Origin of the sequence: Rheinheimera oceanensis (genome assembly GCF_018831085.1) — a bacterium.
Classification (GTDB): Bacteria; Pseudomonadota; Gammaproteobacteria; order Enterobacterales; family Alteromonadaceae; genus Alishewanella; species Alishewanella oceanensis.
Window position 1 is genome coordinate 12459 of record NZ_JAGPNM010000012.1, and the last position, 14010, is coordinate 26468.

At 47.5% G+C, this 14010-nt stretch carries 17 protein-coding genes; 14 read left to right on the forward strand and 3 right to left on the reverse strand.

The window, feature by feature from the left end; all coding sequences use genetic code 11:
• The first annotated feature begins 61 nt into the window (after positions 1 to 61).
• Entirely contained in the window at positions 62 to 1369 is a 1308-nt protein-coding gene (gene paeA, locus J3B89_RS18920; protein WP_215399196.1) for a polyamine export protein PaeA, read from the forward strand.
• Between the two features lie 22 nt (positions 1370 to 1391).
• Here paeA and J3B89_RS18925 read toward each other — a convergent pair whose 3' ends face one another.
• Positions 1392 to 1988: a DUF5610 domain-containing protein gene (locus tag J3B89_RS18925; RefSeq protein ID WP_215399197.1), complete on the reverse strand. Its 597-nt coding sequence runs from the start codon at positions 1986 to 1988 to the stop codon at positions 1392 to 1394.
• A 208-nt stretch (positions 1989 to 2196) separates the two neighbouring features.
• Here J3B89_RS18925 and J3B89_RS18930 point away from each other — a divergent pair, with 208 nt between their 5' ends.
• The gene (locus J3B89_RS18930; protein ID WP_215399198.1) at positions 2197 to 3378 is read left to right on the forward strand and encodes an MFS transporter; all 1182 of its coding nucleotides are present in this window, start codon (positions 2197 to 2199) and stop codon (positions 3376 to 3378) included.
• Here the strand turns inward: J3B89_RS18930 and J3B89_RS18935 are convergent.
• Positions 3346 to 4080, reverse strand: a complete 735-nt coding sequence (locus J3B89_RS18935; RefSeq protein WP_215399199.1) for a pseudouridine synthase — start codon at positions 4078 to 4080, stop codon at positions 3346 to 3348. The genes J3B89_RS18930 and J3B89_RS18935 overlap by 33 nt on opposite strands.
• A gap of 476 nt (positions 4081 to 4556) precedes the next feature.
• Here J3B89_RS18935 and J3B89_RS18940 point away from each other — a divergent pair, with 476 nt between their 5' ends.
• The 12 genes from J3B89_RS18940 (at position 4557) to J3B89_RS18995 (ending at position 12518) form a co-directional block, all read left to right on the forward strand.
• Positions 4557 to 5081: an RNA polymerase sigma factor gene (locus J3B89_RS18940; RefSeq protein WP_215399200.1), complete on the forward strand. Its 525-nt coding sequence runs from the start codon at positions 4557 to 4559 to the stop codon at positions 5079 to 5081.
• Complete coding sequence (locus J3B89_RS18945) at positions 5074 to 5580, forward strand: hypothetical protein (protein ID WP_215399201.1); 507 nt, start codon at positions 5074 to 5076, stop codon at positions 5578 to 5580. Before J3B89_RS18940 ends, J3B89_RS18945 begins: the two co-directional genes overlap by 8 nt.
• A gap of 10 nt (positions 5581 to 5590) precedes the next feature.
• On the forward strand, positions 5591 to 6565 hold the full coding sequence (locus J3B89_RS18950) for a DUF4097 family beta strand repeat-containing protein (RefSeq protein ID WP_251372576.1): 975 nt from the start codon (positions 5591 to 5593) through the stop codon (positions 6563 to 6565).
• A gap of 75 nt (positions 6566 to 6640) precedes the next feature.
• On the forward strand, positions 6641 to 7450 hold the full coding sequence (locus tag J3B89_RS18955) for a type 1 glutamine amidotransferase domain-containing protein (protein WP_215399202.1): 810 nt from the start codon (positions 6641 to 6643) through the stop codon (positions 7448 to 7450).
• 251 nt (positions 7451 to 7701) lie between these two features.
• A complete protein-coding gene (locus J3B89_RS18960) occupies positions 7702 to 8190 on the forward strand; it encodes a hypothetical protein (RefSeq protein WP_215399203.1) in 489 nt (162 codons plus the stop codon).
• A 393-nt stretch (positions 8191 to 8583) separates the two neighbouring features.
• The gene (locus J3B89_RS18965) at positions 8584 to 9354 is read left to right on the forward strand and encodes an alpha/beta hydrolase (RefSeq protein ID WP_215768305.1); all 771 of its coding nucleotides are present in this window, start codon (positions 8584 to 8586) and stop codon (positions 9352 to 9354) included.
• A 54-nt stretch (positions 9355 to 9408) separates the two neighbouring features.
• Positions 9409 to 9939 (forward strand): DinB family protein, encoded by a 531-nt coding sequence (locus J3B89_RS18970; protein WP_215399205.1) that lies wholly within the window; start codon positions 9409 to 9411, stop codon positions 9937 to 9939.
• A 15-nt stretch (positions 9940 to 9954) separates the two neighbouring features.
• A complete protein-coding gene (locus tag J3B89_RS18975; protein ID WP_251372577.1) occupies positions 9955 to 10353 on the forward strand; it encodes a DUF1801 domain-containing protein in 399 nt (132 codons plus the stop codon).
• Positions 10354 to 10776, forward strand: a complete 423-nt coding sequence (locus J3B89_RS18980) for a VOC family protein (RefSeq protein ID WP_215399206.1) — start codon at positions 10354 to 10356, stop codon at positions 10774 to 10776.
• Between the two features lie 129 nt (positions 10777 to 10905).
• Positions 10906 to 11307 (forward strand): GNAT family N-acetyltransferase, encoded by a 402-nt coding sequence (locus J3B89_RS18985; protein WP_251372578.1) that lies wholly within the window; start codon positions 10906 to 10908, stop codon positions 11305 to 11307.
• Between the two features lie 253 nt (positions 11308 to 11560).
• Entirely contained in the window at positions 11561 to 11947 is a 387-nt protein-coding gene (locus tag J3B89_RS18990; protein ID WP_215399207.1) for a ParD-like family protein, read from the forward strand.
• A complete protein-coding gene (locus J3B89_RS18995; RefSeq protein ID WP_215399208.1) occupies positions 11940 to 12518 on the forward strand; it encodes an ATPase in 579 nt (192 codons plus the stop codon). Before J3B89_RS18990 ends, J3B89_RS18995 begins: the two co-directional genes overlap by 8 nt.
• A 168-nt stretch (positions 12519 to 12686) precedes the next feature.
• On the opposite strand, the gene J3B89_RS19000 is transcribed toward J3B89_RS18995, so the two are convergent.
• Positions 12687 to 13856 (reverse strand): transglycosylase SLT domain-containing protein, encoded by a 1170-nt coding sequence (locus J3B89_RS19000; RefSeq protein ID WP_215399209.1) that lies wholly within the window; start codon positions 13854 to 13856, stop codon positions 12687 to 12689.
• Positions 13857 to 14010: the final 154 nt, after the last annotated feature.

Sequence of the window (14010 nt, forward strand, 5' to 3'; positions counted from 1 at the left end):
CAGCGCTATACTAGCGCCATATGTCAGTGCTTCAGGCTGATGCTGTTATACGGGAGAGAATATGTCTACGCTGGAATATATGTTGCTGATGCTGCTGCTGGTTGCCGGCAGTGCATTTTTTTCGGTATCTGAAATTGCACTGGCGGCATCACGAAAAATGCGTCTGCGGCTGATGGCAACCGAAGGCGACGCCAATGCCGAGAAGGTGCTGGCATTGCAGGAGCACCCCGGTAACTTTTTTACCATAGTACAAATTGGCCTTAATGCGGTGGCGATTTTGGGGGGGATTTTGGGCGAATCGGCTTTTACCCCTTACTTTACTGCTTTGCTGGCCCTGTTTTTCAGCGGTGCCTGGGTGCCAAGCGCCGGTTTTGCCTTATCGGTATTTTTTGTGACCTCGCTGTTTATCCTGTTTGCCGATTTAATGCCAAAGCGGTTGGCGATGATAGCTCCGGAGAAAATTGCCACTAAGGTGGTTAGCCCGATGTTGTTTTTGATCATGCTGCTAAAACCTCTGGTTTGGTTGTTTAACAGCCTGGCGAATTTGTTTTTCAGTCTGTTTAATGTACCTACTATGCGCAAAGATGATATTACCCCGGAAGATATTATTGCCATGATGGAAGCCGGTGCGCAGGCCGGTGTATTACAGGAGCATGAGCACCAGTTACTGGAAAACGTGTTTGATATGGAATCGCGCACGGTAACCTCTGCTATGACAGCACGCGAAAGCCTGATTTTTTTCACTAACAATGAATCACAAGACAGCATTAAGGCCAAAATTGCCGAACATCCACATGCTAAATTTGTCGTCTGTGACGAGGTGCTGGACAAGGTAGTGGGTTATGTCGATACCCGCGATATTCTGATGCAGGTGTTGCACGATCAGCCTATATCACTGAAAAAAGAAGGCATAGTGCGCCAGCCGCTTATTATTCCCGATACCTTATCGCTGTACGAAGTGCTGGAGCACTTTAAATCAGCCGGGGTAGATTTTGCCATTATTATGAATGAATACGCGTTGGTGGTGGGCATTATTACATTAAAAGACGTTATGAGCATTGTGATGGGTGAGCTGGTAAGTTCAGAGGAAGAGCAGATAGTAGCGCGTGATGCTAATTCCTGGCTGGTAGAGGGGTTAACACCACTACAGGATGTTATGCGGGTGCTGGATATTGATAGTTTCCCCAGCCCGGAAAACTATGAAACCATTGCCGGTTTTATGATGTATACGCTGCGTAAAATTCCCAAACGTACCGACTTTGTGCTACATGGCGGCTATAAGTTTGAAGTAGTTGATATCGACAGCTATAAAATTGACCAACTGCTGGTTACCCGTATTGGCTCAGCCGAACCTGCAGTTAAGCAGTAACTGTAAAAACACAGCGCCAGGGTTAAACCTTAGCGCTGTTATCAGGTTGGGCGGGCATAGCGGCCAGTTCCAGCATTTTTTCACGAAAGTTGCTAAGCCCCTGCATAACCAGACCATAGGTTTTGTCTACGCCGCTTTCTACTTCGCCTTCATACACTTTTAAGCCTTTAAGAATATCTTTGGCGTCGTTAAAGCCTTTTTCGATACCGCCACCGATGATCTTCATAAAGCTATCGAGGGTTTCTTCTTCTGATTTACCCGGATTCAGTTCTTTATAGCGGCTGTAAAAGCCGGTAGCAAAGGCGACAATACGGTCGGCAGTGGCCTCGGGCGAGGTATCAATGCCGGAATCATAAATTTTTTGCGCAGCGTTTTCGCCCATTACCGGTTCCAGTTCGGCGTTTATGCCTTCCAGCGCGGTTTTATACAGTAAACTTAGCGAGTCGTTATTGCTGCGCAGTGATACCTGCTCATTAGCACGCAGAATAGCGGTGTTTTGTGCCTGTTTGGCCTCTGCCGCCATATTTTTAATACCGCGGTTATCCTCCGCTTTTATGCTGGCAGTGTTTGGTTTGGTTGCGCCTGCTACAGAGGCGCCATTGCCGGAGGTGATTGACATAATGTTGCTCCTGAAAAGCTGGTTTTAATCTGGCATCAGTATAACCCGTAACTGGTTAACGGCTGATGTTGGCGAAACTTTAACCTTTTTTGCAATTATTTCAGCAGGCCAACAGCAGATAATACAGGTTGTAACGGTTTATGCCTGCTCGTATGGGCCGGTAAATAGCCCTATAATAGCCGCACTTTAACAAGTCAGGCCCTGTGTTGTGATCGAGTACAAAAGCCCGGCGTTTTACCGTGCTACCTTTGCGCTGTGTTTAGCGGCTGTGGTGGTATTTGCCAACCTGCATTTACTGCAGCCCTTATTACCCGTGTTAAGCCGAGAGTTTGCCTTAACGCCACTGGAAACAACCTGGGCCTATGCCAGCGGTACTTTGTGCCTTGGCCTGTCGTTACTGGTTTATGCTGCGTTATCCGATGCCTGGGGCCGCAAAAAGCTGCTGTTACTTACCCTGATAGGCATGACGCTAAGTACTCTGGCATTAACCCAGGTAGAGAGTTTTGCTGCACTGGTGTTCTGGCGCGCTGTGCAGGGTATTTTTCTCGGTGGGCTGCCTGCCGTAGCCATTGCTTACATGGGAGAAGAATACAGCAAACCGGCACTGGTGGCTGCCGTGGGTTATTACATCAGTGCCAACTCGTTAGGGGGGATAAGCGGCCGCTTAATGGCCGGAGCGCTGGCCGATATTGGTCACTGGCAATGGGTGTTTTGGCCGGTAGCCGCATTGGGTGTGGTGAGCTGTTATCTTATCTGGCGCCATTTACCACCGGCAAAGCGCTTTGTAGTTAAGCCGTTTGCGTTAAAACAGGCATTAGCCGACAACCTGTTTCATCTGCGCCAGCCATTGCTGTTGTTAACTTACCTTATTGGCGGGCTTAACTTTTTTATTTTTCTTAACCAATATACCTATATTGCTTTTGTGCTGTCAGATGCACCTTACAGCTTGTCCAGCTTCTGGATTGGCTTGTTATTTATTACTTATTTTACCGGCACTGTCGGTTCGGCCATCTCCGGCAAAGTAGCACTGAAAATGCCGGTACCGCTGGGTATGGCGTTGGGTGTGGTTATTTTAATGTTGGGCACCTTACTGACGCTGAGTAGCAGTTTAGGTTTTATTGTCGCCGGTTTTTTTATTAATGCTTTTGGCTTTTTTCTTACCCATTCGCTGGCCAGTAGCTGGGTAAATCAGTGTGCCAGCAGGGCCAAAGCCAGCGCTAATGCACTGTATTTGGTGTTTTACTATGTTGGCGCCAGCACCGGTGGTTTGTATTTGCAGCCATTTTGGCAATGGCACAGCTGGAATGGCGTAGTGCTGGGCGCTTTACTGATGTATGGTGTAACCCTGTTGTTATGTTTATGGCTGTGGCAGCGTACTAAGCAGTTGTAGCTGGTGTAGTTCGGCACTGCTTAGCGGCCGCATTTGCCCTTCAGGCAGCTGTGCCAGTTGTAAATTATGCAATCTGTCACGTTTTAACGCTGTAACACGATACCCCAATGCTTTACACATATAGCGTATTTGCCGGTGCAGGCCCTGGGTTAACACAATATAAAATTCTTGCTCAGCAGTTTGGGTTATCCGGCACCGGCGTGACTGATAGCGTGTTTCACCCAGTTGCCAGCTTACCCCTGCAGCCATACTGGCAATAAAACCGGCACTGATGCTTTTATCTGTGCTTACCTGATAGCCTTTTTCATGGTAATAGGCGGGGTGCATCAGGCGCTGGCTAAGACCGCCATCATTGGTTAACAGCAATAAGCCACTGGAGTCTTTGTCCAGCCGGCCAACAGCAAATAAACGCTGCGGTAATAACCTGAGTACCTGATACAGGCTGGCCGGGTCATCCGGACGGTTATTGCAATCAACTCCAACGGGTTTATGGTACAAAAGATACTGCAAAGCAGGTGGGGCCGGTAACGGCTGGCCGTGAACAGATATCTGATCCAATGCGCTAACATCATCTGTGTGGCGCGCTACAGCGCCATTTATGCTAACTACACCCTGGGTAATTAACCGCTCGGCCGCCCGGCGCGAGCAATAGCCGCTTTGGGCAATCCATTTTGCCAGACGTTGTGGAGCAGGGAATGTCATGAGGTTAAGCCATCAAAATAAAGATGCTGATAATAACTGATATAGCGGTGCAAGATCATCTTGCTGTAACACTTAGCCTGCACACTAAGCATTGCCTGTTAAGGCAAAACTGTTCCTCCTAGTGCTTCAAATTCGCCGGATCTATAAGATCCGGCTTTTTTTACCCGGCTATCTTCTGCCTATTGTTTTATTGCCTGTTGTTATTAAAAGTCTTCATAAAACTATCGCTAAGCTGTAACACAACTGACACTTAGGCCGGGCACAATGCACAGCGTTACACCTTCCTTCCTGGATTATTAAACACTATTTAGTGGCGGGGGCCCTGGCTCCCGCTTTATTTTTTCTGCCAATACGCTACCTGCAAAACCAAACTGAAGAAAATTACCAACAAAAATTTTGCTGCCTTTAAACCTTTCGTTTTACCCTGCCGACTAACCTGACAATTAACACAATAACTTTGGTATTTAAGGGCGTTTATGGCAATGGAGATTGCGCAGGCAGTCACAGCTGCGCAAAAAGGCGACAGACAGGCCTTTTATTACCTGTATCAGCAGTATGTCGGCCGGGTATACGCTATTTGCTGGCGCTTGCTGGCCAACAAGCAAAAAGCTGAAGATGCCAGCCAGGAAATTTTTATTAAGGTATGGCAACAACTGGGCGGGTTTCGCGGTGACAGCAGTTTCGCTACCTGGCTGCACAGTATTGCTACCCGCACCGCTATTGATATCTGGCGCCAGGAAAAATACCTGCGCTTAACCGACAGTAGTGATGAGCAACCTGAATTGGCTGAGCAAACAGTAGAGTGCACCAGTACAGAGGCGCCATTGGAGCAGGCGATCCAGCGCCTGCCCGCACAGGCCAGGGCGGTGTTTGTATTATTTGCTCTGGAAGGTTATCAGCACCAGGAAATTGCAACTTTACTGGGCATCGCTGAAGGTACTTCTAAAGCACAGTATTTCAGAGCCAGACAACTGTTACAGGAGTGGTTAGCAGATGAATGAACAGCAACTTGACAAGGCTATCAGCCAACTGGCACCGCAGATAGCACCACAACGTGATTTATGGCCGGATATTGCCGCACAGCTTGAAACAGTTGGCCAACAACCTGAAGCCCCGATTGCGGCCAAAAGCAAAGCCGTGCGCTGGTATTGGGGCATTGCCGCTATGCTGGGGTTGTTGAGTGTATTTGGCTGGCAGCAGGCACTTATGCCCGGCACTACCAGCACTACCGCGGCTATGCCCAGCGCAGAGCTGATATTGCTGCAGATTTATGAGCAGCAAAAAGCCACCCAGCTAAGCCAGATGGTGGCCGTGGCTGAGGGGTTTGATAACTGGCAGCAACAAATACGTGTGTGGGATCAGGCAATAGCCCAGGTACGCCAGGCGTTAGCATTTTATCCGGATGAACCGCAGCTGTTAGCACAGTTGCAAAGCTTGTATCAACAGCAGTTGTCTTACCTGCAACAGGCGACACTGCAACAACCTTTAGTAATAAGTTAGGAGATAACATATGAATACAATGGCAAAAACATGGGCCTTTGGCCTTGGCAGTTTAGTGTTGCTGGGCTTTAGCCAACTGGTATTAGCCGATGCGCGTGAAGCAGTAAATGAAAGCCGGGCGGTAAGCGCCAACGAGAAAATTTATATTGAAGTAATGAGCGGTGAAATAACCATTAATGCAGTACGTAGCAACCAGTTTAAAGCCAGCGGTAAGCTGGATGAAAAAGCTACCGGTTATACGCTGGAAAGCAAAGACGGTTTTACCCGTTTTGAAATGACTATGCCACGCCAGGTTAATTACAACTGGCGCGATAAAGCCAACAACGCAGAGCTAAGTTTTGATGTACCGGTAGGCAGCAGTGTTGAATTTAAAGGCGTAAACGGTAATGTTACCGTAAACGGTATTCATGGCAGCAGCCAGATCAGTACGGTAAACGGCGACATTAAAGCCTCTGATCTGCGCAACAGTGTAAAACTGAACACGGTAAATGGCGAAATTAAAGTAAAAAGTGCCAGTGGTAAGGTAGAGCTAAGCACGGTTAATGGCAAAATAGATGACGAAGGCTCAAGTGGCCGCCTGAGCTATGACGTAGTTAACGGTAAAATTAATGCTAAAAGCAGTGCCGAAGAAGTAAGTGTCAGCACCGTAAACGGCGACGCTGAGCTGGAACTAAACGGTACTAAGCAGTTAAAACTAAGCACGGTAAACGGTGAAATTGATGCCAAATTAAAAGGCTCTGCCAGCCCGCGTATTAGTGGTAGCAGTGTAAGCGGTGATATTGAATTAAAACTGGACAGCAACGTGAATGCCCGCTTTGACATTAAAGCCTCAGCCGGTGGCAGCATTAAAAACCAGCTGAGCAACGACAAAGCCAATAAAGCCAAATACGGCCCGGCCCGCAGCCTGCAGTTTACGCTGGGCAGTGGTGACGGCAGTGTAGAGCTAAGTACAGTAAGCGGCGATATAGAGCTGGATAAGTTATAAGCTTCGCGAATATGTTATGTTGCTTAAACAACCAAAGGCTGCTTTTGCAGCCTTTGTATTTACAAAGGAATGAATATGAGAAATCTGATTTTGCTGCTGGGGCTCGTAATTATTGTGTTCGGTTTTCAGGTCGCAGCGGATGATACTAAGAAAATTTTGATCATTGCGTCAAACCTGGAGGATATGGGTGACCCTGATAAGCACGATGCGAGGAATAACCTGTGGGAATACGCACCGCCGTATCATATCTTTGTTTCCCATGGCTACAGTGTAGACTTTGCTTCTCCTGCCGGTGGCGCTGTACCCTTTATGATGGACCCGCTGGGAATCAGCAGTTACACGATAAAATATGAAGGGTTTTTAGATAAGGCTAACAGTTCATTGGCACCGGCGCAGGTTAAGGCAGCAAACTACGTCGCTGTTTATATCGGTGGTGGCTATGGCACCTTGTTCGATGTGGCGGCCAATCAGCCGCTGTTGGATATTATGGCGGGTATTTATCAAAATGGCGGAGTAATCGGCAGCAGTGGCCACGGTGCCGGCGCTTTTGCCAACGTAAAACTAACTAACGGCAAATTTATGGTGCAGGGTAAGCGCGTAGCCGGCTTTCCGGATTCGACAGAGAAAGAAAAATCCTGGGCAAAGCAGGGGGCATTGCTGCCGTTTTTGGTTGAAGCACAGCTGCGCAAAAATGGCGCAGTTATAATCAACAAAGACAATATTGCCGATAAGCATGATGTGATTATTGATCAGCGCATTGTTTCAACCATGTTTCTGCCATCAGCCGCGCTGGTAGCAAAAGAAATGCTTATCTTGCTGGAACAAAACAGTAAGCTTAACAGTTCAGCGAAAGCCCAAGCTGATGTAAAGCGGAAGCGGTTCTAGATGGCTCTTTAGCTTGATAAAAAACCACCTGCGGGTGGTTTTTACTTTGACGCCTATTTATCTTCAGCGGCGTAGTTCAGCATCAAACGACTGAAAAAGCCGAAATACGCAATACCAATAATCGCAAAAACAGTTTTTCGCCGTTGTCGGTATCTGTAGCCTTATAAAGTATACCTTCGTAAGCTATAGCGAGGTGTTCTATAATACTTACCCAATGTGAACGGCGTTCTGTTGAAATGGAGTGACTTAAATTGAAGTATATTGCTGCAATGATTTTGATTTTTTCTTTTAATGCGAAGGCAAACGGTATTAATTTAGTTGACGCTTCAAAGTTGGTGGTCGAAAAATTAAATTTCGATAAAAGTTTTGTCGACGGAATCAGATACTCAGCATCAAATCAATCAGTTGATGTTTCAGAGGCGCTTGTTGAATGTGTTATTAAGAACTCTACTGATAAGCTACCTAATTTATATGCTGAGGCAGCAAGAGAAAATCAAACCACAGACTCTGTGTTGTTGTATGGTGAATTATTTTCTTCAAGTAGAGGCGATAGGTTTATGGCTCTTGTGAACAGGGAAGTAGATTTTTCTTCTGTTTCTGATGAAGAGTTACAGAGTTTTAAAATATACCATGCGCATAGAGATGCTTTGCTGAGCACTTTTTACAAAATGGAAAATAAAATACGAAACTTAATACCTGCCATATACTTTGATTGCAATAAATATATGAAAATTAAATAAATTGTGACTGAAGTGGAGGCAAGCTGGATTCGCAGGCTTTGAGGGGATCAGCATATTGGTTTTGCAGTAACCGGGCGCTCACCAACCGATGATCAGGGCAAGCCTTACCCGCTGCTGCATATGACAATACAAAAAGTACAACCAGCATAAGTTAATGTATGGGTTACACACATTTACCGTATGTTATTGATGATTCGCGCAAGCCTGACGGCAAACAAGCTATGCGAAAAGGTAGCTATGATCCGTAAGTATCATCAGTAGGTATTTTCCGAGTAAGACAGTGCCAAAAATTGTTGCTGCACATTAGGTTAACCAAATGAAATTATTAATGCTGGTGGCATTTCCAACTACTGCAATTCAGGGACTGGATTGGATTTATGGCATAAAAAAGCAATGACGATTAAACCGATGCTGTTGAGATATATCGCTGTACTTGCTGTTATATGGCTAAATCAGGCTTCAGCGACTCAAGCAGGTGCGGCAGAGTACCGTGTGCTGCACGATACACAAACGCAGCGCGATATTCCCATTCACATCAGTTACCCGCAGGATACTTCGGTTTGCAGCAGTAAAAGCCCTTGTCCGGTGGCGCTGCTAAGCTCTGGTTATGGGGTGGCTTATGATAACTATAAGTTTATCAGCAACACATTAAATGGCGCTGGATACCTGGTTGTAGCGGTGCAGCACGAATTGCCGGGTGACCCGCCGTTGGCGGTGCATGGTGATCTTTATACTGCACGCAGTGAAAACTGGCAGCGTGGCGCTAACAGCCTTGAATTTGTCCGTACTGAATTGCAACAGCGCATGCCAAAATACAACTTTGCCAGCATCATTCTGGTGGGGCATTCTAATGGTGGTGATATTTCGGCCTGGTATATTAATAGTGGCCTGGCAAGTGTGAAGCAGTTGATAACGCTGGATCATCGCCGGGTGCCCTTACCGCAGCTTGAAACTGTAGCGGTATTGTCAATTCGTGGTAGCGACTTTCCGGCCGATGACGGTGTGCTGTATACAACCGCAGAGTTAAAGCAGTTTGATGCTTGTATTGTTCAGGTTGCTGACGCAAAGCATAACGATATGACAGATTTTGGGCCTGATTGGCTTAAGAGCACACTATCAAAGATTATTCGTGGTTTTACAGCTGGGGATTGTTATCGCGGGTAAATGCTGGATATTTATAAGGAACAACAAAGTAATGTGGAAACGGGAGGCTAAATAATGGGTTCACATCAGCAGCAAATGTGTGGTTTTGCTAAATATAACCTTGAGTTTAATCACCGGTTATTCACCCTGGTAGCGGGTTTAAGCGATAACGAGCGTAAAAAAGAGTTGGGTGCCTTCTTTGGCTCTGTTCATGCTACGCTGAATCATATTCTGTTGGCTGACCGTATCTGGCTTGGTCGCTTTGCCACAGCCTTTCCTGCCATGGCGTCACTACAGCAAGCCGAACTGGTGCAGCAGTTTTCGTCTTTACGTGATGAACTGTACGCAGATTTTACAAAGCTCAGTGCGCAAAGGGTGGCAACTGATGAAGTAATGACGCGCTTTGCCGCAGAGTTAACCGATGCGCAACTTGCCAGTAGTATGAAGTACAGCAATTCGCAGGGCCAGTTACGCGAACACCCCACCTGGGTGGCCGTGGCGCATATGTTTAATCACCAAACCCATCATCGCGGCCAGCTTACCACGCTATTGCACCAGCTTGGCCATGACGTTGGTGTGACCGATTTTGTTGCTTATGTAACTTAAAAGGCTTCAGCAAATATGACGATACAACCAGAGATTAGCCACTACAACGAGGCTCAGCAGCCAGAACTAAAAGCAGTATGCGAGCTGCTGGCGGAGCAAATAAATAACGCCTTACCTGATGCAGACTGCAAGATATGGCATTCGCATCCGGTATGGTTTTTAAATGGCAACCCTATTGTTGGCTACAGCAAACAAAAAGCCGGTATACGGCTGATGTTCTGGAGCGGGGCAGACTTTGGCGAAGCAGGCTTAAACATTCCTGGCAAAAAATTCAAAGATGCCTCGATTTTTTATAACGCTGTTGCGGAGATTGACACCGCCGCCTTGCAGCGCTGGTTGGCTAAAGCCAGAGATATTCAGTGGGACTATAAAAATATCGTTAAACGCAAAGGTGTGTTACAGAGGTTAATTTAAATGAAAGCCCGTATTTCCGTAATAACCCTTGGCGTAGCTAACTTAGAACGTGCCGTGCATTTTTACCGTGATGGCCTGGGCCTGCCCACCGCCGGTATAGTCGGTACTGAGTTTGAACATGGCGCAGTGGCATTTTTTGATTTAGCCGCCGGCCTTAAACTGGCATTGTGGCCAACAACCAGCCTGGCACAGGATACCGGCCTGGCGTTTAGTGGCCACGGCTCAGGCGTGTCAATTGGCCACAATGTGATGTCAAAAACAGAAGTAGATGAGGTAATGGCAGAGGCCAAAGCCGCCGGTGCAACAATAGTAAAACCTGCAAAAGACACCTTTTGGGGCGGCTACGCCGGCTACTTTCAAGACCCGGATGGCCATTTATGGGAAGTAGTGTGGAACCCACAGTTGCTGCCAGAGGCAGTGTAACGTGGGCGTAATGATTACACGTAAGGAGAACTTATCATTTTTAGCATAAGAAAAGCGGTTAGTGCTGATACCAGCCAGATACTTAACATTATACGGGCGAAAGCAGAATTTGACGGCTGCGCCGACACATTGCGGGCGAAAGAAAGTGATATTAAAGAAGCTTTCTTTTCACCGGCTCCAAAAGCATACGCATTGGTTGTGGTTGAGGCTGACGAAGTCATTGGAATTGCAACCTACTACAGTATCTACTCTACCTTTATTGCTAAGCCTGGGTTCTGGCTTGATGATTTATTTATTTACCCGCAGTATCGAAGTAAAGGTATTGGTGAGGCGCTTTTGTCGGCATTGTGTAACCTCGCTGAAGAAGCAGGCTGTGGCCGCATAGACTGGATCGTGGCGCACGACAATGAGCAGGGCAAACGCTTTTACGAAAACATCGGCGCATGTATTTCTGAGTCAGTAAGGCATGCCCGCCTTGATGAAATAGCTATCAAGCGTCTGGCCGATAAGTCGAGTAGCACAGCGGCATAGTGAAACGATCCGCGATCTATCTGACTATGAGGTGCATTTGTTGTGCCTGGAGAATTGTCAGGCGTGGCTTGAAGATGAGTACAAAAAGATTGCCAAAGACAATCCTCAAATGCTGCCTTACGAGAAAGTCGTGCGATAGGCTGGTTGTTTTATTGGTTGGCAAAACCCAAGTAATGCGACTTGGCGATATAGCCATCATCATCTATACTCCGGTTGTTTGATTAAGGTGTCTGATTGACACCGGGAGTGAAAAATGGCCGTTACGATAAAAGTGTCTGATGAACAGATTGTGCAGCAAGTGCGCAAAGAAAGTGAGTTGATGAGCCGCTCTATTGGCGAGCAGGCGGCGCACTGGATGCGTATTGGTCGGTTTATCGAACAATCACCGTTATTTGATATGGCAAAAGTTAAGGCTATTTTGCAAGGCCAGCTTAGCCCGGATCAGTTGGCTTCAAATGAAGAGGCGGCAGTTTACCTGGGTATGTTCGAAGCGGATATGTTTAACGAAAATACCGGCTATACCCACGAGCAACAGGCTTTTTATCAGCAGCGACAACAGCGAGGGCTTGGGGCCGGGGTAGACAGCAATGGCGAAGTTATTACACAGGCAGAGCTGAATGCTACGGTAAAAGATGAATAGTAAACCGATACTGTATCTGATTGCCGGCCCCAATGGTGCAGGCAAGTCTACCTTCTACGAACAAGTGTTAAAGCCCAAAGTACAAGCTCCCTTTATTAACGCCGATATTATTCAGAAAACTGAACTTAGCGATCAGTCAATGGCTGGCGCTTATGCGGCAGCTAAGCTGGCGGCTCAGCGCAGGGCAGAGTATTTGGCTTTGCAACACAGTTTTGTGACTGAATCTACCTTCTCACATCCCTCTAAGCTGGATTTACTACAACAGGCCAGAGCCGCTGGGTTTATTGTGATGGTATTCCATGTTGGCGTTGCAGCAGCCGATTTATCAGTACGTCGTGTAGCATTAAGGGTCACAGAGGGCGGACATGATGTGCCGGAAGATAAAATCCGTGACCGTTTTGTGCGTAACAAAACACTGATCCGCCAGGCGGTACTGCAGGCTGATTTGGGGCTGGTATACGATAATAGCCAGCTTAACCGTAAACCGGCACTGTTATTTAGTTTTCAACGTGGTCAGTTAAGCCAGCGTGTCGCAACCACATCCTGGGCTTTTAAGTTGTACGGTGTGTAAATACGCCTATTTTTTTACCGGATTACGGTTCACAACAACTTCTGTATTTAGCCTGCGGCAGATCAAAGTTAATCCCTCGAAGTAGCTCTATACTGGCACTCTGCAATCTGAGCTAAGCACCACCTGAGCTGACAGCCTGCTGTAATTGGCCGTTATCGGCATAAACTGTTACAGCTTGCCGCTTAGCTGGTTTATTCCCGGCGGTATCGGCGTTTTGGCAGGCTGCCCCAGAGCGAGGCGGGCGCTCTGCTTGGACTCCAGCTGCTGCAACGCAATGCGGATATCGGCAGTGTAATACAGTGAGGCAAAGCCTAAACGATTGCGGCCCAGGTTATGGAATACCATACCAAAGGCGATATCGCCGGCACTGAAGTCCTGGTGGTGTTCGGCAAAATAAGCAGCGGGTTTGCTGAACTCGTCGTCTATCAGCAGCGCTCTTACCCGGCCTGGGCCGCCATGATAAGCCTGGATCAGCAGCAGCCGGTATATGTGCTCCTGTTTTTCTTCCGGCAGATGGCCAAAGCGTGTCAAAAATACCGGCCGTAGCATCCGGTGGTTGCGTTCAAACAGCCATAGCGCGCAATCTACCTGAGCAATACGGTGCAGTTGTTTATTGTTTGGTACTTTGCAATCTTTCAGTGCTTGAGGTGTCAGCTGCAGGATCCCTCTGGCGTTGGCTTTTGAGTGTGCTTCGCGTACGCCACCACTTTCGATAATTAACATGCCGGCCAGATCTGAAAGTAAGTTGTCGGGCAGACTGATGCGCTTTTGCTGCACCCGGCGGGCGTGCACCAGGCGCAGGGTGTCATGCAATGAGGCTTGCTTGTCAGGGCTGCCCACTTTAATACCATCCCAGTTTCCAGACAAGCGGCCGTCCGGGTGCTCTCCCAGATAGCGGGATATGGCCAGAGGTAAATCTACATAGGGCTGATGACAGCGAATAGCAAAAGGGTAACCCAGGGTCTGGCTATTGCCTTCTACCCAGGCATGAACCACACCTTGTTGTGCCATGCCCTGACGGGTTTGATTCAGAATTAGCTGGGTTTGCAACGAGTCGGCAGCGTCTTCAATAAACTGCAGAAAATTACCACGCATATCAAACAATAGATGGCGGTTGCGCTCAGTGCAATGACCTGAGCGGGTAAGGATCCAGCGCCGTACATTCATCACATTGTCATACACGCCTTTGCTTTCTGCATAAGGCTTGCTACGCACGACCTCAGCCCAGTTCTGGTAGGGGAACACTGGCTCTTGTGCCAAAGCGTTTTGCGCTGACACGCATCCAAATAGCGTAGCAACGGCAAGTGCCCGGTATTTGCTATATAGCTTGGATCCCATATCTGCTCCGGTGTTTCTATTACTGCTGTAGCGGTTGTTAACTGCCATTAAAAGGCGAGGCTGAACGCAGCCTTAATAAGTAAATACAGTAAATCCTTTTCCCCGCCGTTACCAGAGGTGCTGACGAATATTGTTGCGCTTGCACAGTGATAGT

What these genes read in the sequence shown, in the direction of transcription:
- paeA (WP_215399196.1), top strand. Translation starts at nt 62, where the DNA reads ATGTCTACGCTGGAATATATGTTGCTGATGCTGCTGCTGGTTGCCGGC.
- J3B89_RS18925 (WP_215399197.1), bottom strand. Translation starts at nt 1,988, where the DNA reads ATGTCAATCACCTCCGGCAATGGCGCCTCTGTAGCAGGCGCAACCAAA.
- J3B89_RS18935 (WP_215399199.1), bottom strand. Translation starts at nt 4,080, where the DNA reads ATGACATTCCCTGCTCCACAACGTCTGGCAAAATGGATTGCCCAAAGC.
- J3B89_RS18940 (WP_215399200.1), top strand. Translation starts at nt 4,557, where the DNA reads ATGGCAATGGAGATTGCGCAGGCAGTCACAGCTGCGCAAAAAGGCGAC.
- J3B89_RS18945 (WP_215399201.1), top strand. Translation starts at nt 5,074, where the DNA reads ATGAATGAACAGCAACTTGACAAGGCTATCAGCCAACTGGCACCGCAG.
- J3B89_RS18950 (WP_251372576.1), top strand. Translation starts at nt 5,591, where the DNA reads ATGAATACAATGGCAAAAACATGGGCCTTTGGCCTTGGCAGTTTAGTG.
- J3B89_RS18955 (WP_215399202.1), top strand. Translation starts at nt 6,641, where the DNA reads ATGAGAAATCTGATTTTGCTGCTGGGGCTCGTAATTATTGTGTTCGGT.
- J3B89_RS18965 (WP_215768305.1), top strand. Translation starts at nt 8,584, where the DNA reads ATGACGATTAAACCGATGCTGTTGAGATATATCGCTGTACTTGCTGTT.
- J3B89_RS18970 (WP_215399205.1), top strand. Translation starts at nt 9,409, where the DNA reads ATGGGTTCACATCAGCAGCAAATGTGTGGTTTTGCTAAATATAACCTT.
- J3B89_RS18975 (WP_251372577.1), top strand. Translation starts at nt 9,955, where the DNA reads ATGACGATACAACCAGAGATTAGCCACTACAACGAGGCTCAGCAGCCA.
- J3B89_RS18980 (WP_215399206.1), top strand. Translation starts at nt 10,354, where the DNA reads ATGAAAGCCCGTATTTCCGTAATAACCCTTGGCGTAGCTAACTTAGAA.
- J3B89_RS18990 (WP_215399207.1), top strand. Translation starts at nt 11,561, where the DNA reads ATGGCCGTTACGATAAAAGTGTCTGATGAACAGATTGTGCAGCAAGTG.
- J3B89_RS18995 (WP_215399208.1), top strand. Translation starts at nt 11,940, where the DNA reads ATGAATAGTAAACCGATACTGTATCTGATTGCCGGCCCCAATGGTGCA.
- J3B89_RS19000 (WP_215399209.1), bottom strand. Translation starts at nt 13,856, where the DNA reads ATGGGATCCAAGCTATATAGCAAATACCGGGCACTTGCCGTTGCTACG.